Source organism: Paenibacillus sp. Mc5Re-14, assembly GCF_001049835.1.
Taxonomy (GTDB): Bacteria; Bacillota; Bacilli; order Paenibacillales; family Paenibacillaceae; genus Paenibacillus; species Paenibacillus polymyxa_C.
This window is the reverse complement of sequence record NZ_CVPD01000001.1, coordinates 126,882-150,677: the sequence shown is the minus strand read 5'-3', so window position 1 is coordinate 150,677 and position 23,796 is coordinate 126,882. Positions and strand designations below refer to the sequence as shown.

General features: G+C 45.3%; 21 protein-coding genes. 17 read left to right on the top strand and 4 right to left on the bottom strand.

Annotation, left to right across the window (positions count from 1 at the left end):
- Positions 1-90: 90 nt before the first annotated feature.
- The 3 genes from BN1546_RS00475 to BN1546_RS00465 form a co-directional block, all read right to left on the bottom strand.
- Complete coding sequence (locus tag BN1546_RS00475) at positions 91-1,425, bottom strand: ISL3 family transposase (RefSeq protein WP_090735285.1); 1,335 nt, start codon at positions 1,423-1,425, stop codon at positions 91-93.
- A gap of 19 nt (positions 1,426-1,444) precedes the next feature.
- Positions 1,445-2,626 (bottom strand): MFS transporter, encoded by a 1,182-nt coding sequence (locus BN1546_RS00470; RefSeq protein WP_090735282.1) that lies wholly within the window; start codon positions 2,624-2,626, stop codon positions 1,445-1,447.
- Positions 2,627-2,699: 73 nt separating this feature from the next.
- A complete protein-coding gene (locus BN1546_RS00465; protein ID WP_058710457.1) occupies positions 2,700-2,990 on the bottom strand; it encodes an ArsR/SmtB family transcription factor in 291 nt (96 codons plus the stop codon).
- Positions 2,991-3,270: 280 nt separating this feature from the next.
- Here BN1546_RS00465 and BN1546_RS00460 point away from each other — a divergent pair, with 280 nt between their 5' ends.
- The 16 genes from BN1546_RS00460 to BN1546_RS00390 all read left to right on the top strand — a co-directional run bounded on the left by BN1546_RS00460 (position 3,271) and on the right by BN1546_RS00390 (position 22,137).
- On the top strand, positions 3,271-4,206 hold the full coding sequence (locus BN1546_RS00460) for an ArsR family transcriptional regulator (RefSeq protein ID WP_090735279.1): 936 nt from the start codon (positions 3,271-3,273) through the stop codon (positions 4,204-4,206).
- Positions 4,207-4,333: 127 nt separating this feature from the next.
- Entirely contained in the window at positions 4,334-5,248 is a 915-nt protein-coding gene (locus BN1546_RS00455; protein WP_090735276.1) for a class I SAM-dependent methyltransferase, read from the top strand.
- Positions 5,249-5,469: 221 nt separating this feature from the next.
- Positions 5,470-7,194, top strand: coding sequence for an ABC transporter substrate-binding protein (locus tag BN1546_RS00450; protein WP_090735273.1), 1,725 nt, complete (start codon positions 5,470-5,472; stop codon positions 7,192-7,194).
- A gap of 107 nt (positions 7,195-7,301) precedes the next feature.
- Positions 7,302-8,255: an ABC transporter permease gene (locus tag BN1546_RS00445; RefSeq protein ID WP_058829582.1), complete on the top strand. Its 954-nt coding sequence runs from the start codon at positions 7,302-7,304 to the stop codon at positions 8,253-8,255.
- A gap of 15 nt (positions 8,256-8,270) precedes the next feature.
- The gene (gene opp4C / locus BN1546_RS00440) at positions 8,271-9,197 is read left to right on the top strand and encodes an oligopeptide ABC transporter permease (protein ID WP_017428379.1); all 927 of its coding nucleotides are present in this window, start codon (positions 8,271-8,273) and stop codon (positions 9,195-9,197) included.
- A gap of 13 nt (positions 9,198-9,210) precedes the next feature.
- Positions 9,211-10,194 (top strand): ABC transporter ATP-binding protein, encoded by a 984-nt coding sequence (locus BN1546_RS00435; RefSeq protein ID WP_058829583.1) that lies wholly within the window; start codon positions 9,211-9,213, stop codon positions 10,192-10,194.
- On the top strand, positions 10,187-11,155 hold the full coding sequence (locus tag BN1546_RS00430) for an ABC transporter ATP-binding protein (RefSeq protein WP_090735270.1): 969 nt from the start codon (positions 10,187-10,189) through the stop codon (positions 11,153-11,155). Before BN1546_RS00435 ends, BN1546_RS00430 begins: the two co-directional genes overlap by 8 nt.
- Positions 11,156-11,437: 282 nt before the next feature.
- The gene (locus BN1546_RS00425; RefSeq protein ID WP_090735267.1) at positions 11,438-12,430 is read left to right on the top strand and encodes a cation diffusion facilitator family transporter; all 993 of its coding nucleotides are present in this window, start codon (positions 11,438-11,440) and stop codon (positions 12,428-12,430) included.
- Positions 12,431-12,636: 206 nt separating this feature from the next.
- The gene (locus BN1546_RS00420; protein ID WP_090735265.1) at positions 12,637-14,553 is read left to right on the top strand and encodes a heparinase II/III domain-containing protein; all 1,917 of its coding nucleotides are present in this window, start codon (positions 12,637-12,639) and stop codon (positions 14,551-14,553) included.
- A gap of 16 nt (positions 14,554-14,569) precedes the next feature.
- Entirely contained in the window at positions 14,570-16,480 is a 1,911-nt protein-coding gene (locus BN1546_RS00415; protein ID WP_090735262.1) for a glycosyl hydrolase, read from the top strand.
- Between the two features lie 56 nt (positions 16,481-16,536).
- Entirely contained in the window at positions 16,537-17,709 is a 1,173-nt protein-coding gene (locus tag BN1546_RS00410) for a glycoside hydrolase family 88 protein (protein ID WP_090735259.1), read from the top strand.
- A gap of 358 nt (positions 17,710-18,067) precedes the next feature.
- A complete protein-coding gene (locus BN1546_RS00405) occupies positions 18,068-18,586 on the top strand; it encodes an RDD family protein (protein ID WP_090739113.1) in 519 nt (172 codons plus the stop codon).
- A gap of 69 nt (positions 18,587-18,655) precedes the next feature.
- Positions 18,656-19,000 (top strand): hypothetical protein, encoded by a 345-nt coding sequence (locus BN1546_RS27640; protein ID WP_255305238.1) that lies wholly within the window; start codon positions 18,656-18,658, stop codon positions 18,998-19,000.
- Positions 19,001-19,072: 72 nt separating this feature from the next.
- Complete coding sequence (locus BN1546_RS27635) at positions 19,073-19,690, top strand: ABC transporter substrate-binding protein (RefSeq protein WP_255305237.1); 618 nt, start codon at positions 19,073-19,075, stop codon at positions 19,688-19,690.
- 186 nt (positions 19,691-19,876) lie between these two features.
- Entirely contained in the window at positions 19,877-21,844 is a 1,968-nt protein-coding gene (locus tag BN1546_RS00395; protein WP_090735256.1) for an ATP-dependent DNA helicase, read from the top strand.
- A complete protein-coding gene (locus BN1546_RS00390) occupies positions 21,838-22,137 on the top strand; it encodes a DUF6509 family protein (protein WP_090735253.1) in 300 nt (99 codons plus the stop codon). The genes BN1546_RS00395 and BN1546_RS00390 overlap by 7 nt, the downstream gene beginning before the upstream one ends.
- Before the next feature lie 120 nt (positions 22,138-22,257).
- On the opposite strand, the gene BN1546_RS00385 is transcribed toward BN1546_RS00390, so the two are convergent.
- On the bottom strand, positions 22,258-22,620 hold the full coding sequence (locus tag BN1546_RS00385; RefSeq protein ID WP_090735250.1) for a hypothetical protein: 363 nt from the start codon (positions 22,618-22,620) through the stop codon (positions 22,258-22,260).
- 252 nt (positions 22,621-22,872) lie between these two features.
- Here BN1546_RS00385 and BN1546_RS00380 point away from each other — a divergent pair, with 252 nt between their 5' ends.
- Positions 22,873-23,796, top strand: coding sequence for a PLP-dependent cysteine synthase family protein (locus tag BN1546_RS00380; protein WP_013370925.1), 924 nt, complete (start codon positions 22,873-22,875; stop codon positions 23,794-23,796).

Here is a 23,796-nt window from a genome sequence, read left to right as displayed (position 1 = left end):
AGAAAAATAGGTATTCAAAGGTTGTCTCCTGCGATTCTTGGTGGGAGATAACCTTTTTTAGGATATTCGGATTTTATGGTGGAGAAGGGCTTATAGCTGATCCTTCTCCAATTTCTCGATCAAGGTAGAAAAATCGATTCCCAGCAAGATTATTTCTTCTGGCTCACGAACAGCTCCAACAGGTGGCATATTAAGCATCGGGAAGTTTCCCTCCCGTAGATCGTAGCTATCAAACCGCCTCTGGTACATAAGCTTACGTTGCTTTTTAAGTCCTTCTGTAAAGAGTATCTTGGCTCGTAGGGCTTCAAAAGAGTATCCCCTGCCTAAACGATTAATGACTCGAACAAGGCTGTTTAGAGATTCCGTATAAGCGTTTGTAATGCGATGGTCGAAGTAGGCGAATATTTCCTGTTCCCAGTTCTTCATAGCCTTTGTAAGTGGTTCAAAAGCGGATTGCAGTTCAGTTGGTATTTTAACTTTCCATTCGTTGTATTTAAGGAATGCCGTCTGTCTGCTATCACATTCCCAAATATCGAAATATGATTCCTTTAAGTCATAAGCAGTGCCGAGAGAAGGATGATTTTTTGTCCAAAGGTCAAGCGTAATCTTATCCATCTCTGTAAGCTCTATACGGCGTTTTAGGAGGATAAAACGGTCGTGCATCAGCCCGCGGCGTTCTCTTGGCGCTAATCCTTCTCGGAGCTGCTTACGAATGGTTTCTAACGCTTGGTTTGCCATACGGACAACGTGAAACTTATCGACGATGATAAGAGCTTTTGGCAATATAGCCCTCACGGCATCCTTATATGGCTGCCACATATCCATTGTGACGTATCGTATTTGTCCTCGATTTGGAAGGCGTGAGAGGTAGCCTACAACGGTTTCCTTGTTACGATTGGGCAAAACGTCTAACAAAGTATGTTCCTCAATGTTGGTTAAAACGCATCTTGGCTTAATAATGTGTATTTCGTCAATCCCAAGCCAATTAGGAGTTTCAAATCGAAGCGTTTCTTTAAGACGATTAATGTAATCACGAAAGATGTTACGTATCGTTTTTTCATGCAATCCAACATCCTCGGATATGCTGACAAATGTGCGTTTAAGGCTTTGCTTCTCTATATAAGACAATAATCGTTTGGTGCAGTTTCGCTTTTCGTCTATGGTGTGGTTTAAGTGTTCCCAAAAGGTTCGATTGCAGTCTCTACAGCGATACCTCTGACGCTTTATAAGAAGGCCTACACGCTTGCCGTGAATAGGCAAGTCCATGCAGATCTGTTCCCTGCTATCGTGTTTGTAGAGGTTGGCTATGCACCCACAATGAGGGCAAGCCAAAGGTGGAGAGTTCGTCACCACTTGTATTAGAAAATCAAATTCATTCTCACTGATACTTAGGATGTTGAATTTTAAAAGATTTAGAATATCCATATGAATTTCTTCTATGCATTTATGATGCAAGTTCCTTTTTTGTTTTTGCGTGACTGGTCAAAATACCGCTGAATATAAAAGATAACAACGAACCGGCAAAGCATATAGCCGCAAACATGCCTACGGCGGAAAAACCGTTAAAAGTCGCGTAAATCAGACCTGCGATCCAAGAACCGAGCGTTGTCGCAGCGTACATGATTGAATTGGCCAAGCTGGAGATCGTGCCGCGGATGGTCGGATTTAATGAATTCAACATTCCCAATATTAGGGGAAAAGAGATTCCCATGTTAACGAATATGAAAAAGTAAACACTTTCGAAAGCCGCAACTGACGGCAAGAGAGGCAAAACAATAAAACATATGATAGAGACAAGAAAGCCTACAACCAGCGTATTGAAACGGTTTAACGTTTTGATCACATAGGCACCGCCGAAGCTCCCGACTATATTCCCAAGACCAAGAAAAAACATTACGTATCCCGCTTGATCAATTGAAAGGTGAAAGCGATCCGTCACCCATTTTCCAATGAAAGAAAAGGCAGCAAAGAATCCACATTGAAATAAGAAATGAGCGAGGAAAGCCTTTCTCGCCATTCGGCTATTCAATAGTGGGATGTATCTACTGAAAACCGGAGTCTTGGTTTTTTGGCCTTGATTTGGTTTCATTTCGGGCAAAGCATAGAAGATGAATACTGCTACCAATAATGCACATGCACCGATTGTAAAAAAAGGATAATACCAATGGGTTGAGGCAAGCAGACTTCCAATAGGGATGCCGAACGCTTGGGAAGCAGCCAAGCCTGCCATGACGATTCCTGATACTTTGGCGATTTTTGACGTTGGAAACAGAGCAGGGATCGAGGCCCAGACTTGAGGCGCCGTAAATGCTGCGCTGACTCCGGCTAAAAAGCGGAAGAAGAACATTGACCAAAAACCTGTGGCAAAACCGCATAACATGGTTGAAACCGAGAAGCATACCATGCCGGCAAGCATTACTTTTTTGCGATCCCATCCATCGGAAAGCGGTCCAGCAATCAGTGCAAAAATGGCATAACCTAAAGCATAAGACCCCACCATCCAACCGGAATATTCAGTCGGGATATGAAACAAGCTCTGAAGAGTGGGGATGAGCGGAGAAATCAAAAACGTATCCGTACCGATAACAAACATGATGAGGAAAAATAAAGCAGTTAATTTGATCATTCTATTCACCCTTTTTAGTTAGTTCTATAGTTCAAATATTATTGAACTAATGAATAAAAAAAAGAATTTCTTTCTACAACGTATCCAGAAATCCAGGTAAGTAAGTTTGAAATGTCTCCAAATCGATGCTCATATACTTCGTTTGAGCTTCTTTTCGTACCTTGATCAATTTCGCCTCCTTTAAAGCACGCAAGTGATACGAAGTATTCGATTTCGTAGTATCGCGAATATGTCCTACTTCTCCACAATTCATTTCCTTCTTGCTGGCGTATAGAGCTCGTATGATGTCCAATCTTGTTTCATCGGCTAACGCCTTAAATATTTTGACTCTGAGCTCGTCATTTATTATTTTTTGAGTAGTCATAAAACCATTGTACTAAGATATCGCTACAAATCAAGTCTTTAGAAAAATACCACCATATTCTCCGATTTTTAAAGCAAATGTTTTGATTTTGTCTCCACCATAAAATCCGAATACCCTTTGTTTGTTTTATAGATAAACAGTTTGACTCTAACGGATCTGGCTTTGGCTTTGCATCAGTATTGTGCCTTCATTTTCGCATGAATGAATCACTAAGAATGAACGGATGTACGATAGTATGTATAATTGACATCAGATATGAAAGAAAAGAGGACAGAAAGCGATGAGTCACGACGTGAACGCTCCTTATGATGTACATGTAGCATACGGACCGGTGTTTGAACTGCTCAGCAGCTTACACACTTTTATTTGCCGCAAGGCTTACAAAAAAACTGATTTATCATCCGGGTGGGCGGAACAAGTGCGTGGAACGCTGTCTCCAAGTCTGTCCGCGTTACTGGAGTCCATGGAAATCAATACAGATTGGAAGGTTATTTATGGATTTGTCTGTATGCTTTCTGATCAGGGGGGCATTGAAGAGGTCGTAGACCGCTTGGAAAGCCAGACTTTACCGGAATTAAAACAACAGGCATCAGCCTATGGGATTCCGCTGACTGACGACATGGAGAACCTCCGTAAACTTGCTTTGCAACTGCTATCCGGCTGGAACGAGGAGTATTTTCGTCACATGGATACAAGGATTCTCAGTGGCCTGAAACTGGAAGCTGAACGCAGAAAGCGGGAGAAGAACGTATATGACTCTATGGAGTGGGTGGATCGTATAACTAATGGATTCCGATTCGAGCCTTCCGCAGGACTAACGCAGGTGTTGCTGGTACCGCAATATCATTTTCAGCCGATGAATATTATTTATCAATTTGGCTCACTTTTGTTATGTCATTATTCAGCAGGAGTATATGTCCAGGAAGATGATTTTTTATCACCACAGGAATATCGCATGATTCGAAGTTTGGGGGAGAAGAGCAGGCTCAAGATTTTAAAATATTTGTACCAGAGCCAATCTCCGCGAACCTTTATTGAGATTGTCCGTCATCTCCAGCTATCCAAGGGAATCACACACGATCATATATTTAAGCTCCGTGCCGCTGGCTTCATTCATGCACATTTTGATGGCGAAACATTGCTCGGCTACAGTGCACGGCTTGCGGCTGTGGATGAGATGCATGGGAGTATCCTTGGCTATATGGAGCGAAGGTAAGTCATAAGATTGGACCTTGACAAAATTATTTATTTATGCTATAATTTACATTTATTTGAGTTGATATTATAATAAGATTCTCCTGGCCAGGGGAATCTTATTTTTGTTTTTATAGGAGGATAAATGTATGAAGCCAAATGAGTCCAGTTTAACTTCCTTAGTAGCAGCTTTTGGCCGAGCATATCATAGTCAACATGACACACCCAAAATTTTTGATGATTTTATGGTTAAAGAGTTAATTTCCCAAAAAGAATTTTCAGATATTAGAAAGAATATGATTGAAGGGATAACGTTTTTCAATGACGATATTGCGCAAAGGTTCAGAGATGATCCAGATGAAATTTTAAAATGGATTACGCAAGTTCAACTTTCTCCAACACCCTTAGCACGTGCCGCGTATTGTGAAAAAGTATTACTTAATGAACTTAGGTTAGGATTACAGCAGTATGTCATACTTGGAGCCGGGTTAGATACTTTTTGTTTTCGACATCCAGAATTGAAAAACAGCTTAGAAATATTTGAAATAGATCATCCAGCAACACAGGAATCTAAGAAGAAAAGGTTAGCTCATGCAAATTTAAAAATACCAAGTAATCTTCATCTGGTTTCTATGGACTTTGCCCATCCGTTTTCGTATTTCAATCTATTGGATGAAGGGTTTGTTAACAAAAAAACATTCTTTAGCCTTCTGGGTGTTTCTTATTATTTAACTAAAGAGGAAATTTCAACATTAATGAATCATTTGTTTACCAAGGTTCCATCAGGGAGTTCGATCGTTTTTGATTATGCAGATGAAAACCTTTTTAAAGAGAAAGGCGTGTTTAATAGAGTTGAAAATATGGTGAAAATGGCTTCAGTAAGTGGAGAACCCATGAAATCATGCTTTGCTTATGATGAAATCGAGGAAATGTTAGAATCTTCAGATTTACTAATTTATGAACATCTATCCCCGGATACAATAAATAGTCTTTTCTTTGATGAGAGGACAGATTATTTGTCTGCGTTCGAAACGATTCATTATATCCATGCTGTAAAAAAATAGTATAGCAAATGAGTAAGAGACAGCCACTTAATCTACTACTAGGGATTAAGTGGCTTTATTTATATTTGTACAAAAATTCGGATAGTTGTTGATAAGCAGAGCTTTTACATAAAAAAACGCAGTTCTCCCTTTACAGAACCCTAATAAATTCCTATAATGAGGACTATCTTCTTAATTACAACTTGTTCTATCGGAATTTAATAATTTAATTCGGGGGGATTATGTTGAAAAAGAGTATTATTTTACTTAGCAGTCTACTTCTGGCGAGCTCTACCTTGCTGGCGGCTTGCTCCAATGGGGGATCGGATAGCGCCAACAATTCTGCTGCTCAAAACAATGGAGACACACAGACAGTAGCTACAGCGCAGCCATTAACAAGTCTGGTAAAGGCTTCTGATATGTCCAAATTGCCGGAAGTATCCAAAAAAAGAAACGACACCATTATTGTTGGTCTGACTGACCCAGCCGGGGTATTCACTCCGTATTTTAATCAAAGCGGATATGACGGCAACGTCATTTCACAGTTATGGACTCCGCTGGTGACCGTAGACGAAAAAGGGCTTCCACTGCCCAATCTAGCGAAGAGTTGGGATATTTCCAAGGATAATCTGACGTATACGTTTCACTTGGTTCCCGGTACCCAATTTAGCGATGGCTCGCCTTTGACAGCAGAGGATGTCGCTTTTACCTGGACGTTGATCTATGACAAAGCTTATCCTGGCGACAGCCAAATTCGGAAGCTGAACATTAAAGGCGGCAGAGCCTACACGGAAGGCAAGACAAAGCAAATTGATGGAATTAAGGTAATCGATCCACAGACTGTTTCAGTAACATTGGAAAAGCCGAACGCGCTGGCTCTAACCATTCTCGGTGAATATGTGCTGTCCAAAGCTTACTACGGTAAGGATTATAAGTTCGGACAGCTGGATTATTTTAAAAATCTGCATGGTAGCCCATTGGGGAATGGGGCATATAAGCTTGAAAAATTCATTCCGGGGCAAGAAGTTCGTCTGGAGGCGAATGATCACTTTTTTAAAGGCAAGCCGAAAACGAAACACTTCATTTATAAGACAGCGGAAGGTGATGCATGGCAATTCATCGAAACAGGTGATACCGATTTTGCATCCTTCACTGCAACGCAGGAAAATATCGACAAGCTGAAAGGGCTTGGCTTTTTGAATATTCTTCCATATACCCCGAGCACCTACGGATATTTGCAAGTCAATCTGGAAAATGAAAAGCTGAAGGATAAAAAGGTTCGTCAAGCATTGACCTATGGATTGGATCGCAAAAGCATTTATGTTGATGCAGCACAGGGAGCAGGGGCGGTCGCCAACATTCCGGCTTCTCCTATATTCTGGTCATACACGACCGATGGGATCAATCCATACAACTACGACCCGGAGCAAGCAAAAAAGCTACTAGATGAAGCAGGCTGGGTAGAAGGCAGTGACGGCATCCGTGAGAAAAACGGTCAAAAGCTGACCATTCACTTGCTGACCTCTAAACGTCCGGAAACAGATACGTTTATTGCGCTTGCGGCTGAGAACTATAAAGCGATTGGCGTTGACCTGCAACCGGAAATCTTTGCAGACTTTAATGCAATGGTCGCTAAAGTAGAAGGTAAAGATTATGATCTTGCCGCCTTCTCGACCGCCATGCTGACAGACCCATCGGATGGAATTGAGCCATTCGTCAATGGTGAAATCAAGGGATATAACAATCCGAAGCTCAAAGAGCTCTATGAAAAAGGTTTGGCTACGACGAATATGGAAGAACGCAAGAAAATATATAAGGAATTATATGTGCTGCTAAATGATGAACTACCCGTTATTTTCACCAACTACAAGAAGACTGTATATGCTTACAATGGTCGAATGGAACATGTAAAGGTCAGTCCATTCATTGGCTTGTCTGGTAATCTGTTCGAATGGTCGCTTAAATAAGCCATCTTTGCGGGCCCCTTGTGAAGAACGTCAGGTTCGGATCAAGGGGTCTGCCAAATGGAGGACGCGTAATGAGTAGCCCGACCATGAATTGAAAGGAGTCTGTCATGAGCTCGTTTTTAACGAAAAGACTGACGTATATGATTATTATCTTGTTGGCCGCTTCGATGATGATTTTTTTCCTGTATGCCATGACACCGGGAGATTTCATTAGCGGTAATCTGAAGCTGTCGCCGGAGAGAAAAGCGGAGCTGAGGGAAATTTACGGGTTGAATAAGCCTATTCTTGAGCGCTACGGAAACTGGCTAGGCAATGCGCTGCATGGTAATTTCGGCTATTCGCTCGCTCAACAGAAACCGGTGCTGACCTTATTTAATGAATATATCTGGAACTCGTTCTTGTTGGCCATTGTATCCACCTTCCTGACCTGGCTGATTGCAGTCATTATTGGTGTGGTTGCTGCTTACAAGCAGTATTCATGGTTCGATACGTTGGTTATGGTGTTAATTTTTGCCGCGATGTCTGTTCCATCTTTTTTTATCGGGCTGTATCTGATCAAAATTGCGGCGGTCGATCTGAAGTGGCTGCCACCGGGCGGGATGCTCAATACGGGCAGTAACGCTACAGGCATGGAGTATGTGAAGGAGGTTCTCCAGCATATGACCTTGCCGGTGATCGTGATGACACTACTGGGATTGGGTTCGCTGACCCGCTACTTCCGCAGCAATATGATCGACGTGATCCAGCAAGATTATATCCGTACAGCTCGTGCAAAGGGTCTAAAGGAAAGAAAGGTGCTTTTTACACACGCATTGAGAAATGCATTATTGCCTGCCATTACGCTCGTTGGCTTTGAATTGCCTGCGTTGTTTGGCGGATCTCTGATTATCGAAAAGATTTTTAACTGGCCCGGGATCGGTCAGCTGTATATGCTATCCTTTTCGCTTCGGGATTATCCGCTGCTTATGGGCTTCACGATGCTGATTGCCATATTGAGCGTGATCGGGACGCTGTTGTCCGATATTTTGTATCGCATCGCAGACCCGCGTGTGAAAGTGTAAGAAGGGGGCTAAGGAATGTCATCCGTGAGCAGTAATTTGAGCAAGAGCAACGGCAGACTGCGAATAAATGTCAAATCTTCAATGTGGCAGCAAGCGCTCCGGCAGCTGTTCAGAAACAAGCTTGCTATGGCTGGACTGCTCGTCGTGGTATTTATGTTTTTGCTCTGTTTTATCGGTCCGTTATTTTCTCCTTATTCCGATAACAAAACGAACATATTAATAATGAACAAGGCGCCGAATATCCATCACTGGCTAGGAACAGACAAGCTGGGACGGGATGTACTGACACGTGTGATGCAGGCAGGTCAAATTTCTCTTACTGTGGGTTTGGCTTCTATGGTGTTGTCTGTTTTTTTAGGAGCAACGCTAGGGGTTATATCCGCCTATTTTCGCGGAATTGCGGATCAAATCATTATGCGCATTGCCGATTTGCTGCTGACGATACCCAGTTTACCATTACTATTTATTATGGGGGCGCTGTTATCTGACTGGAAGGTTCCGCCTGATCAACGGATGTATATCGTCATGTTGATGCTGAGTCTAGTCAACTGGCCGGGGATTGCACGGATGGTGAGAGGTCAGATGCTTAGTTTACGGGAACGTGAATTTATGCAAGCCGCGACGGTGCTAGGACTATCGAATCGCCGAAAGCTCTTTAAGCATCTGCTGCCGAATATTTTGCCATTGCTGATCGTTATCGCTACATTGAACATTGGCGGAGCCATCCTGAGTGAATCTGTACTCAGCTTCTTTGGTCTTGGCGTGCTGCCCACGACACCGACTTGGGGAAATATGATTGATGCCGCCAACAATGTGCTGGATTTTCAGCAACGTCCTTGGCTGTGGATACCGCCAGGCCTGTCTATTTTTGCTACAGTCATCGCTATTAATATTTTTGGTGACGGGCTGCGGGATGTACTCGACCCGAAACATAAGAGGTAGGTGATCATGCACCATGGACAATTTACTTTCTATTGAACATTTAAGCACTCATTTTTATACAGAAGAAGGAACGGTCAAAGCGGTGGATGATATCAGCTTTCGCGTGAAGCCGGGGGAGACGGTATGCATTGTGGGTGAATCGGGCTGCGGCAAAAGTATTACCGCCATGTCGATCATGGGCCTGATTCAGAGTCCCGGTGGTAAAGTGGCAGGCGGAAGTATCCGTTTTGAGGAAACCGATCTGCTAGAGCTTAGTAGAAATGAGATGCGCACGATTCGCGGACATGAAATCTCCATGATTTTTCAGGAGCCGATGTCTTCATTAAATCCGGTGATGACCATTGGTGAACAACTGTCGGAGCCACTGATTGAGCACTTAAAGATGGGCCGAAAGCAGGCTCGCAAGCGGGCGCTGAAGCTGATTGAACAGGTCGGCATATCCCGACCGGAGCAGATTTTAAAAAGCTATCCCCATGAACTGAGCGGAGGGATGCTGCAGCGCATTATGATTGCCATTGCTGTTTCTTGCGGTCCAAAGCTGCTTATTGCGGATGAGCCGACCACGGCACTGGATGTAACAATTCAGGCACAGATTCTCGATATGCTGCGTGAATTTAAAGCCCAGTCCAATATGTCGCTCATGCTGATCACCCATGATTTGGGTGTTGTTGCGGAGATGGCAGATTATGTAATTGTGATGTATGCGGGCAAGATCGTCGAGGAAGGCGAAGTGGTGCAGCTATTCAATCACCCCAAGCATCCTTATACGCAGGGTTTGCTCAAGTCCAAACCGGTGCTTAATCAGCGTCAAAAGGAGCTGTATTCCATCCCCGGGCAGGTACCTAATCCACTGGAGCTGACGACTTCCTGTTATTTTCATGACCGCTGCGGGCATTGCATGGACATTTGTCGTGTAAAGGAGCCTACATTAAAAGAAGTTTCAGCTCAGCAGAAAGCATCCTGCTGGTTATATGAGGAGGCGGTTGTTCATGGCTGAGCCGTTGCTGGAAATAGACCGTTTAAAAACGTACTTCCCGGTGAAGTCGGGGTTTATGAACCGCACTTCAGGACATGTGCGGGCAGTAGACGATATAAGCTTTACGATCCGTCAGGGTGAAACCTTTGGCCTGGTGGGGGAATCGGGGAGCGGTAAAAGCACGGTGGGCCGCACGATTGTTAGATTGACGGATAAAACAGATGGTACCGTAAAATACAAAGGGGTGGATCTCCACAGCTTGTCAGCCAAAGGGATGCAGGAATTTCGTCCCAAAATTCAGCTGATCTTTCAAGACCCGTACAGCTCGCTGAATCCGCGTGTACGAATCGGAGATGCCATTGGTGAGGCGCTGCTCGATCACGGTATAGCTACCAAAGAGGAGATCCGGCAGATCGTGCTGGACGTGCTCAAGCTGTGCGGATTGTCGGAATATCATATCGACCGTTTCCCACATGAATTTTCAGGAGGTCAACGTCAGCGGATCGGCATTGCCCGCGCGTTGGCGCTTCAACCGGATCTGATCATCGCCGATGAGCCGGTGTCAGCGCTGGATGTGTCCATCCAGGCACAGATTATTAACCTCTTTGCCAAATTGCAGGCCGAGCGGGGGCTGACATATTTGTTTATTTCCCACGATTTAAGTGTAGTTGAACATTTATGTTCCCGTATTGGCGTGATGTACCTAGGCTCTATGGTCGAAACAGCTTCGCGTGACGAGCTATTCGGCAATCCGCTGCATCCGTATACGAAGGCGTTGCTGTCGGCTGTGCCTATTCCGGTGCCGAAGCTGAAAAGAGAACGTATTTTGCTAAAGGGGGATATTCCAAGTCCGGTGAATCCGCCTTCGGGCTGCAAGTTTCATACTCGCTGCCCCTTTGCAATCGACCGCTGCTCTCAAGAGATTCCACGCTATCGTGAAGCTCGTCCAGATCACTGGGTGGCTTGCCATTTGGCTGAATGAACGAAGTTAAGTCAGCAAGTTTTGCAGCCGTTGACACAGCAGACCGTTCACCGCAATGAAACGGTTCTGCTAGATCAACGGCTTTTTGCTTTGAGGAATCCGTAGCTACGATCTTCCGTTTCGTGAGAGTCATGGGGAATCGTTACGATGGAATATATTATCATGAGTATTGATTCTCCTCAGTTGGTTAGGTAGAATATGGACGGGTTAAAAATAATACATAACAAGCGATTACATAATGTGGATATGTCAGATTATGTATACCTCAGGAGGAGCTACAAGATGGAAGTGAAACAGAAAGAGGACTCCTTTTGGAGTATGGTCAAAAAAGGAAATAAATCTTCAGGCTCGGCGGCATTGGGTAATACTGGCATTGCCCTGATTAAGGGGATTGCTTTTGCCTTGACAGGCAGCGGCTCTATGTTTGCTACGATGATGCATTCCATTGCGGATGCGGTGAACCAAATGTTTGTATTTGCGGGTAGTGTATTGGCAGAGAAAAAACCTACGAAACGTTTTCCTACCGGCTTCGGACGGGTAATTAATCTTTTTTGTATGGTTGCCGTTATTGTCGTAACGATTATGGCCTACGAAACTGTATTGGAAGGAATTCATTTGCTGCAGCATCCGGCCGAATCCGCACAAGGATTTTGGATTAATGTAGTGGTGCTGGTTTTGTCATTGGTGGTTGACGGATTTGTATGGAGCAAAGCGATGAAAGAAGTGCTGCATGAATCCAGAGTGGAAGCGAAGGGGCTAGGTATTTTTACCTCTGCCTTTCGTCATGTGGGACGTGCTGCGCCACCAACCCGCTTGGTGTTCTATGAGGATTTGGTAGCAACGACAGGCGGGGTACTTGCCCTGCTTGCTGTAGTTGTCACATCGCTGACAGATTTTAAGCTGCTGGACGGGATTTCGAGTATTCTCATCGGCTGTCTGATGGTCGGTGTAGCTTTCCGGGTCGGTTATGACAACATGGTGGGCTTGATTGGTGTATCTGCACCTCCTGATATCGAAGAACGTGTGGCTTCCATTATTTTGGCAGATACACATGTGACCGATATTTCTCAAATGCGTATTTTGCAGGAGGGACGTTACTATCACGTCGAAGGGGTGATCGAGCTTACTTCGGGCATGACGCTGGCAGATGCTGATGATATTAAATTTAGAGTCGAGGACGCTCTGCTGCGTGATCCTAATATTTCAGATGCCGCATTGGGGATTCTAGAGGATGACGGGATTAGAAACTGGAAACAAGAGAATCCTAAAGCGTAGAAAAATGGAACAAAGCGAATCTGGACGGAACTCAAGAACGTAAATAAGAACCTTCATGACCACGACAACGTGGCGTGGAGGTTCTTTTATATTTTTCCAATTATATTTTTACCCCCCCTTTGAATTTAGGCAGATTGTTAGATACAATGAAAGCGTTAACAAAAAAAGAAGGTGAAACGAATGCTTCTCATGGGGAGGAAATGCGAATGAGTCTTCTGAAGGAGGCTTGGCCTGCTTCGCGGCTCGTCAACGTGCTGGCTGGCGGAGTGCAGAATTCGGCAAGACAACGTTTAAGGAGCAATTGGACTCAAAGGTTGCGGGCAACTGTCGATGAACCGGCATACGCCGAGCTTTGGAAGGACATCGAACGTATCTGCAATGATGTTCGGGAAGCACCACGGCTTGAACTACCGTTGTCTCTGTTCCGGCAATTTGCTAATACAGGGGAGCGCAAGCCGTATGAGGATGTATACTTTGAACGGCGCGGACGACTGGTTGCTATCGTGTTGGCAGCAGTTGCCGATCCGGAGCATCAGAAGATGAAAGAAGTGGAAAGCGGACTGCTGGACATATGCACCGAGTACACTTGGGCGCTTCCTGCACATGTCAACGAAGAGGACACTGTAACACCGCCTTGGCAGCAGGTGGATTTATTCGCATCAGAAACAGCGCAAATGCTGGTTGAAATTTTATTGCTACTCGGAGAACGACTGGCTGATCACGTAGTCGTTCAGGTACACAAAGAGGTTGAACGCCGTGTACTGGAACCTGTGTTTTGGCAGCCTCACCATTTTAATTGGGAAACGGCAGAGCATAACTGGTCGGCAGTATGTGCTTCGGGTTGCGGAATTGCTGCATTGCTGCTGGCAAAAGACGAGTTTTCCAGAGCGATAGCCATCGAGCGTATGCTGGGTGCACTGGATTGCTTTTTGGCAGGCTACAGAGAGGACGGGGGATGTCCCGAAGGCGTAGGTTACTGGGTGTATGGCTTTGGGTATTTTATATATTTTGCCGATATGCTGCGTGAGTTTACCGAGGGAGCTGTGGATATTTTGAACTCAGAAAAGGTAAGACAAATCGCAGCCTTTGCAGAACGAGTCCATCTGTCAGACGGTATTTTCGCTAATTATTCAGATAGTAGTGAAACTGAACGGTTGCCTTCTGGACTCATCTCTCATGTGAATTTTTTGCAAGGACGCCCATCTACACTCCCCTTTCGGGTACCTGGTTTGTTGGAAGATCCGTGTCGCCGCTGGGCTCATGTATTGCATAACCTAGTCTGGACCAACCCCTTGGTATATGGATGCGGTGAAGCCGTAATCGATTATTTGCCGCAACTCGGCTGGTTGATGTGCCGCAGCCTCTGCTCTAGTCCTCATGGATCCGGGGGACAGCAGGATAACCCAGGTGCCACACTTGCATTTTCAGCCAAGGCTGGGCATAACAATGAGCCGCACAATCATAATGATCTTGGACACTTCATCCTTCATGGCGGTGGCGAAAATCTACTCTGTGATCTAGGAGCAGGCTTGTACACGAAGGCCTATTTTTCACCAGGACGGGAGTCGATTATCAACATTTCCTCCAGCGGTCATTCCGTGCCTATCATTAATGGGATCACGCAGCAATCCGGAGCAAAGGCAAGGGCGGTTGTGCTGGATATTGCTATGGATGAGCAGGAGGGAGCAAAGACAGTTACAACCTTTAAGCTCGATTTGACATCTGCTTATGCTGTAGATGAATTGGTTGTTTTCACTCGCTCCTTTGCCTGGAGTGTGCCGGAGGGTAACGAGGGAGCAAGGCTTACTGTCACAGATCATTTTGAGTTTGAGACGTCTGGTATGAACGTGAAGCCATGGGAGGTGGAGGAACTTTTGATCAGCCGTATTCAGCCTCATACAGGAGTAGGCTTCGTGGAATGGAAGGGAACGAACGCAGTGGTTAGGCTAGATTATGATGCTGGCGTGCTGAGACAGCGGCTGGAGGCTGTGAAGCATATAGATCATGACGGAGTGGCTTTTGTGTTTTATAAGACATCACTGCAACTAGACTCTAATCGCTGGAACGGTTCAGCAAGCATCGATTGCAATCTGTTTTTTACCATACATCAATCTTCATGTTGAATGGGAGGCATACAGAATGAATAAGCTTCAAACAGGCAGCGTGTACCCTTGGCAGACGGAACTGGAGAGATTTATAGAACAGGTGGAAAGCGCACCAAATCGAGAAAATGATGGATGGACTCACGAACGTAAGCTGGCTGTGCTGGAAAAGCTAGTTCGTGCATATGCCTTGTATCAAGATGAAAACGGAGCTATCATTGACCCTCATTCTGAAAGTGAACGGTATTACTCCACTCCATCCTATGCGTTGGCTGCGGCTGTGCTGGTCAAAGAAGGCCGGCATGATTTACTTGAGTATGCTGCTGCGGCCTTGACGCATAGCATAGCCTGTGTAGTCGAGGAAAAAGCGCCAGATCATCACCCGGACTTTTTTCCAATTATGATGATGGGGGCGTATCGTATCCTTAAAAATCTGCTGCCAGAGCAGGCCACGGCTTGGAAACAGCAATTGAGCAGGATTCAGCCTGAGCAGACCTACATTTTTACGATGAGCAAAATGAAAAATCCAAACCGGATGATCAACTGGAATGCGATCATGATTTCCGGCGAGTTTTTGCGTGCCACTGAAGGGATTGCAGCCGATTCTGAGTGGATGGAGACGTATATTCGCAACTACCACTTACCTCGCTTTACCAGTTTGGGGCTGTACCAAGATGGTCCGCTGGATCGGCCCAATAGCCCATTCGCCTACGATATTGTCACACGGTTTCATCTGGGCGTGATGCTGGAGAACGGATATAATGGCGGCTGTGCTCTCGAAGTGCGTGACTACCTTCGCAGGGGAGCACTCAGCTCATTGCTGACTTTATCCCCGCATGGGGAAATTCCTCCGCGTGGAAGAAGCGCGCAGCACCAATGGAACGAAGCGGCTGCGGCCTTTGTTTTTACAACACATGCGCAGCAGGCGTATACAGCAGGCGAGCATGGGCTTGCAGGTGCATTTCGGCGGGCAGCAGATCTATGCTGGCAATCGATGGGCCGTTGGCAGACCGATGATGGCAAACTGCATATCGTCCGCAACCATTATTCATCTGAGGCACGCCATGGCTTTGAGGTGTACTCGAATCATACCTGCTACAGTCTTTGGACGGCAGCTGTGCTGGCCCATACGCTCCTACATGGGAAGGAGATTGATCGTATTCCTCCAACCTCTATCCCGGCGGAGATCGGCAGTCGGGTATTGGCAACGGATGGCTGGTTTCAGACCGTCATTGCAGCTGTAGACGGGCAGCAAATGCTTGTGCAAACCTCAATCAACGATCCGTACAATATTCCGGGTATCGTACGTATTCAACGTTCTGCGTTGCCATCTCTGATCGGCCCATCCTCAGCAGGACACGCAGATCGCGGCTTTACGGGTTTCGCGGAGGGAGATATTTTCCCGCTGAGCTATACACCGGCCTGGCAAACCGAAGATGGAAAGTGGCACAGCTTGTCAGAAGGAATCCCTGGCACATTGGAGTTCGACCGTGATGGAGGGATTGATCCGCAGGATGGCGGAGGAAACGTACAGATGGAGCGCAGTTCAGCATCTGATGGAGAGACAGACTTTACTCTGCTGTGGGAAGGTCCATTCCCGGGAGTGAGGGAAATCCGAACGCATTATCGTCAGGTGCCTGGCAAAATTGAAGTGTCGTATGAGCTTCAAGGCAATATTCAGAATGTAGGGGCACTTATTCCATTGATGGCGTATGACGGTCGGGAACGAAGTGTGATTCATCATGTGATGACAGCCGGGAAAGAAACTGAAAGCATTCGAGTCGAATACGCAGGCGCAAGCCTTGAAGTCATCCCCACGACGGAAGGAACAAACGTGGTATGGCCGGAAGAATTGACTGCCGTAGCCTGCCGAAATGGTTTGCTTAAGGGAGCGCGTCTGGAGTGTGGAGGCAGCCGCATTTCCTTTATCATTCGGTTACCTGAATAGATTAGGTCGGGAGCCATAGTTATCTTCAATCCTGTGGAAAGGGAGAGGAAAAAGAAATGACAAAATCAGAAGCATGGCTGGAACAATCGTGGGAGCTGGCACTGAATAAAACGCTTGCCTTGGCGGCAAGACTGGGGGACGCCTTTCCACATGTTGCAGAGGGTGGACGTTATGATAATTGTGAGGAAGCGTGGTGGACAGCAGGCTTTTATCCGGGACTGCTATGGCTGGCCCATCGGGCACGTCCTGACTGGGAGACCGCCAAAATTGCACAACGTTGCGAGGCTCGATTGGAAAAAATACTTTATAATAGCGAAGCTGTAGACCATGATCTCGGCTTTATTTGGCTGCTCAGCGGTGTGGCCGCCTATCGGTTGACTGGTGATGCAGAGTCCAGAAGACGGGGGTTATTGGCTGCTAATTTGCTGGCTGCTCGTTTTAACGTGAATGGCCGCTTTATTCGCGCGTGGAACTTCCACTCGAAGGATATGGATACACGGGGTGTTGCGATCATAGACAGTATGATGAATTTACCCTTGCTCTATTGGGCCTCGGAGGAAAGTGGAGATCCACGCTTTGCTGCTCTCGCTGTTCAGCATGCAGATACCGTGGCACGTGAGTTCGTTCGTTCGGACGGCTCCATCGCGCATGTAATTGAGTTCGATCCGGAGATTGGAAAAAAGGTCGCCGAGCATGGCGGACAGGGATTTGCTCCCGGTTCCGCCTGGGCACGCGGCACGTCTTGGGCGCTGTACGGTTTTACGCTTTCGTACGGGTACACGCGCGATCCGCGTTATTTAAAGGTAGCCGAGAACACGGCTGACTTTTTCCTATCCCAGCTGGGCGATGCTTGCCTGCCTGTATGGGACTTTAGAGCAGAAGAAGGGCACCGCGAAGCATGGGATTCGTCAGCTGCAGCCATTGCAGCTAGCGGTTTGCTGGAACTAGCAAAATATTCAGCACGTGCAGAGCCATTTACCAAAGCTGCAGAATCTATCCTCAAGGGCTTGCATCACACATGTACGGCATGGGGCGAAGAACATGAGGGATTGCTGATGGACGGAACCGTACATTATCCTGAGCAAAGACACATCAATGTGCCCATTATCTACGGCGATTACTTCTTTGTCGAAGCATTGGCAAAGCTGCGTGGTGAGGAAGGTTTGTTTAGTGTGGAGGGCAAAAAACATAGTGCGTTAGATGGTCGGGAACAAGCTCATTCGAGTTGAGCTGTTGCTTGTCAAATCCACAGAATAAATAGTGTGGCGGCGTATGTGTAATCTCATTTACACATACGTTGTTTTTTTATCCGTGAAAAAGGCTGATTCTAATTCGATGCCAAAGTACTACGTATAGGTAGATAAGAGACTGTAGCGCGCTTATTTCGTGCCCACTCAGAGTAAAATTACGGTGTATAAGCGCTTAAATACTAAAAGAATGTTCATTTTAATGCATGGAAATAGGTCTTTTCACTTGTTTATGAGTTTTTATTCGTAAATTTACAATTTAGGGAGGTGACTGTATGATATTTTCTTGGATAAAGGAATAAAATGGATTTTAACGAATGAAAAGGAGTTGCACATCATTATGACAGTAGTAAGTGATAGTGTAAGAAAGGTGTATGGAGGATTCTGGATAAGAACGGCAGCGTTCGTGATTGATCTGATCATTCTCTTTGCCATAGTCCTTTTAGTTGGGGGGACATTTTCCATAATTCCAGTTCTTCTGGATATAGAGGAGACGGGTTTCATACTAGAATTTTTTATATGGATGCCGCTGATTCTTTGGCTTGTGCTACCATGGCTATATTGTGGTTTTTTGGAATCATCGAAAGTACAGGCTACGCCGGGGAAGCTTGTGTTTTCTCTAGTTGTAGTTAACAGCAAAGGAAACCGTCTAGGGTTCTTACACGCATCCGGACGGTACTGGATTAAGGTCATTTCTTTTATGCTTGTTCATATTATTTACATTGTGGTTGCTTTTACTGCGAAAAAACAAGGAGTCCACGATTTATGTGCCAAAACCTTAGTTGTAAATAAAAAAGAGTTGCAGCGACATGAGCAGGAATCGCCCTTGCCTTCAGTAGCTTCTAATATCACGAATTAAGGGAATTACCGTTGCGGAAGATGGGAGTATTATGTAATATAAAGTGAATGATAATGATTATCATTTTCTATGAAAATACATAACTTGGAGGATACATCATATGCAACATATAAAAATATCGTCTCGACTCCCTGTGCTGACGAGTGTACTGCTCATTATGCCATTGTACTTTCAGCTTGCAGCTCACAAGAAAATGGTGCCCAAAGTTCCCCTACGGCAGGACAGGCTGCAAACAGCACGAATCTAAAGGAAACGGCATCTACAACGCCGACCACCCGGGAATATACAGACTTTCAAAAACGTAAAGTCACGATTCCGGTAAATCCGCAGAAGATTGTTTATGTAGGCAGTGATCCAGGGGATTTGCTTGCCTTGGGTGTACGTCCGGCCGGTGCGAGTCTGAGCGTCATTTAGTCACAAATTGTGTACGCAGACCTTACCAAGGATGTTACCGATATAGGCTCCCCGGTGAATCTGGAAAAACTGATGATGCTGAAACCGGATCTTATTCTTTTCGACAATTGGGATGTAAAGACGATTGATACGTTAGCTAAAATTGAACCTACCGTGGTTCTCAATTCCGAACTGGCAACTTTTGAACGTATGCAAGAGCTAGGTGAACTTCTTGGAAAAACTAAAGAGGCAGACCAGTTTAAAACCTTATATGATGAGAAGGCCAAACAAATGAAGGCCAAACTGGATGTTGACATTAAGCCGGGAGAGACAGCAACAGTGCTGTTAGTTATGGGTAATAACCTGTATGTTATGGGACATCAAGGTGTATCCGTGTCGTTGTATGATATACTCGGCTTTACGCCAGCTCCCAAGGTACAGACAGACTTAATTGATAAAAAAGAGCGCTTTGCTACCATTTCTAATGAGGTACTTCCTTCATTTATCGGGGATGAACTTTTTATTCTATCGGATCAGAGTCAAGAAACAATTGCAACAACCAGAAACCTGATGAATAGTGAAGTGTGGAAAACGATTCCAGCCGTTCAGAATAAACGGGTATATACGCTCGACAGCTCGTGGAATTTTGATGATGCCATTACGAGAGAGCGATTGCTGGAACAAATTCCAGATTTGATGAAGCAAAAGTAAACAAGGAACCAGCCAGTGCCTGAAAGCATTCGCTGGTTTCTTTGTTTTCTCATTATGTCATGAAAAAATTCCATTGTGACAAAATAAAAAATGTAAGTTATTCTTACAGTTTACATGTTCTTTTTAGCTTGTTTTGCGTTATAATGAAAGGATGCACATTATGAACGAATTGGAGGCACAGCCCGATTGACTACTTACCCTTTTGCCTTTGATCCGTCCAAGCCGTTTATTGAGCAGGCAAGTGACTGGATTGCAGATGTATTTTATGAAGTTTTGCCTGAAGTCGGCTTTGAGGTTCGGGATGAACAAATTTATATGGCATTCCAGCTAGAACGTGCCTATAAGGAAAAAAAGACCATTTTTGCAGAAGCAGGTGTAGGCACTGGTAAAACGCTGGTATACCTGCTATACGCTATTGCATATGCCCGATACATGAGAAAACCGGCGATTATTGCCTGTGCGGATGAATCATTGATTGAACAACTGGTGAAGCCAGAAGGAGATATAGCCAAGCTGGCGCGGCATCTAAGCTTGACAATTGATGCCCGATTAGGGAAATCGCCAGATCAATATATTTGCTTGAACAAGCTGGATGAGGTGAGAAGCGGACTGGATGAGGACGCGGATGTTTTTCGCGATATTTATCAGGGTCTGCCTGATTTTGTCCATTTTCCAGATACGTTACAGTCCTTTACTCCATACGGGAACCGGAAAGAGTATCCTGAGCTAACAGATGGACAGTGGAGCAGACTTGGATGGGATGTATTTCAAGACTGTCTCGTCTGTCATCAGCGTCATCGTTGCGGACAGACGTTGTCTCGTGATCATTACCGCAAAGCGGCAGATCTGGTCATCTGCTCTCACGACTTTTACATGGAGCATGTATGGACCTATGAAGCGCGAAAGCGCGAGGGTCAGCTGCCATTGCTGCCGGAGCACAGTTCTGTTGTTTTTGATGAAGGACATTTGCTGGAGACAGCGGCACAAAATGCGCTTACTTACAAGCTTAAGCACACTCAATTTGAGTCTATTATTACCCGACTGCTAGAGGGAGAAGTGCGGGAATCTCTGGCCATGACGATCGAAGATGCAATCTCCCAAAGCGAGGTTTTGTTTGCTGCGCTCAATAAGAGCAGTCAGCCAGTACAAGGGTCTAACCGCAAGGAATTTATCCTGAATGAATCGTTGATTCGGGAGGTGACCCGTTTTGGTGAACTGATCGGTACGATCGAGGAAGAGCTTGTGTTTGAAAGCGGGTTATTCTCTTTGGATGAGTATCAAGTTAAAATTGTAGAAGAACATTTGGAAATGATTCAAACTGCTTTGGCTTTGTTTAAGCGTCCTGAACTTCTCATTTCGTGGGTGACAGAGGATCAGGATGGATTAACGCTTGTGGTTATGCCGAAGATGGTAAAAGAGATTCTCAAAGAACGAGTATTTGCGCAGCATATTCCAATCGTATTCTCTTCGGCTACACTTTCCGTGGAGGGTTCATTTGACTATATGGCGCAGAGCCTCGGTATTGAAAACCCACTAACGTTTTCCGTCGCTTCACCTTATGACTACAGCGATCAGATGCAAGCCGCACTGTACCCGCTACAAGCGGGACATAACCCAATCCAGAGAGCGCTGACGCTGCTGGAGAAATCGCAGGGAAGAGCGCTTATTCTGTTTCCTTCTCAGGAGGAACTGACTGCCTTCCAAAGGGGTCTCGCTGTTTACCCAGAGGCATCTGCCTATCGTTTTCTGTATGAAGGCTCGGCTGAAATTAGCCATCTGATCTCCGCTTTTCAGAATGATGAGGAAAGTGTGTTGTGCGCTGTTACATTATGGGAAGGATTGGACATCCCTGGACCATCCCTGTCACATGTCATCATCTGGTCGCTGCCATTTCCTCCGAATGATCCGGTTTTTACGGCTCTGCGCAAGGATGCAGCAGATCCGTTTACTGAGATAGATATGCCTCACATGGCACTTAGACTCAGACAGGGCATAGGGCGTCTAATCCGCTCGCGTAATGATCAGGGCTGGATCTCGATCATGGGTCAGGATTTGAATCGTCCAGAAGTACGCACACAAGTTGAACAACTACTGCCTGCCGGCGTAGAATGCACCATAATTGAAGGAAATCCGGAGGGAATAAAAACATGTTGAATTTTACAGCATATACAGTAGATCAAATTAAAGATGCTTTTGGTATTTTGAGTGGACAGCGTTATGAATTTATCATTGAGATAGAAGTAGAGGAAGACGACGAGCTATACACTGAAAACGGAATATATATCCGTGCTCTTTATTTAGTAGACGAAGAAAAGACAAGACTGCTGAAGTATGAATTGTTTGAAAAAGCAACGGATCGTTACATTGAGCTTGAACTTGAAGAGGATGAGCTGCAAGCAGTTGAAAACTTCTGTAAAGAACATGTACAGGATGGAGCAGTAAATTAACAGTAAGGACACTTTGCTAGCACAGCTAGCTATATATTGCAATCTATAATGAGGATATCAAGGAGCCTTGGCAATGACCAGGCTCCTTTTTCCTATGACCAGTGAAGAAACTTATGTGATCTAACGCAGTCTGTCCCACACATTCACCATAAACAGCATAATACCCGCCGCGAGTAACACCCACCCTATGACGACCCACACTCCAGCCTCTGCAATCGCGTAATTTTTACCTATAATCCCCAATATCAACACTGGCAGACTGATGTTATGTATCCAAAAGTGGATACGTGCCAGAATCGTAACTGAAAGTGCAGGAAAGATCACGTAGATTAGACCTATGATCCCAAGAGTCGTCCAGCCCAGCAAATGGATATGAGACTGAATAGGGGACAGGCTATAATCACCCGACACGCCAATGATTAGACTGAACAGCACACCGAGGGCAAAATATACAGCAGCTATCTTTAAACATTGCTTACCCATAGATGACATCCTCCTATGTTAGACGTGGGTATTTTGAGAGATATTTACCATCATATCGAGGCAGAATATCAAGGGTGTGGGTGTTGTGACTGGTCCATTTGACAAAAGCTTCAAATACACATAAAATCTTATTGCATCAATACTTACCGCATTACTATGTTTTTGGAGAAGACAGCGAATTTCTCCGACAATGGGCGCTAATTTTTGACCATTGGTTTATTTTGGATTCGCCATTAAAAGGAGCCTGAAATTATGAATGTATATCGCAATACCCTTGAACTCATCGGGCGCACGCCATTAGTGGAGCTGAATAGCTATTCTCTACCCAGAGGAATTCGCCTGTTCGCCAAGCTGGAGTTTATGAACCCCGGCGGGAGCGTAAAGGACCGGGTGGGAAAGGCTCTAATCGAAAAAGCGTTAAAGACAGGCCAGTTGAAGCCGGGCGGGACTTTAATAGAAGCAACAGCAGGTAATGCAGGTATTGGTCTTGCGATGGCTGCGCTTCATTATGATATCTCGGTTATTTTTGCTGTGCCTGAGAAGTTCAGCCAAGAGAAGCAGGACTTGATGAAAGCATTGGGAGCACGTATCGTTCATACCCCGACAAGTGAGGGAATGAAGGGAGCCATTGAAAAAACAAAGCAATTGGCTGCTGAAATCAAAGATGCATACTTGCCGCAGCAATTTAGCAATCCTGATAATCCAGAGGCTTATTATACGACAATGGGACCTGAAATTTGGAACGATCTGGACGGTAAAGTCGACGTATTCGTGGCAGGAGCAGGCTCAGGGGGCACATTTATGGGAACCTCGCGTTATCTTAAGGAGCAAAATGCAGCCATTAAAACTGTCATTGTGGAGCCTGAAGGGTCCATTTTGAATGGAGGCGAGTCAGGCCCTCATAAAACAGAAGGAATCGGCATGGAATTGATCCCTGAGTTTGTGGACAAAGGCTATTTTAATGCCATTCATACCATTAGCGATGTGGACGCATTCAACCGCGTCAAGGAGTTGGCGGAACGTGAGGGAATTCTCGTGGGCAGTTCCTCCGGTTCTGCCCTCCATGCTGCTTTACTGGAAGCAGAGAGCGCACCGGATGGTGCACATATTGTCACCATTTTCCCAGATAGCAGTGAACGTTATTTGAGCAAAAAAATATATGAAGGCGGGATATAA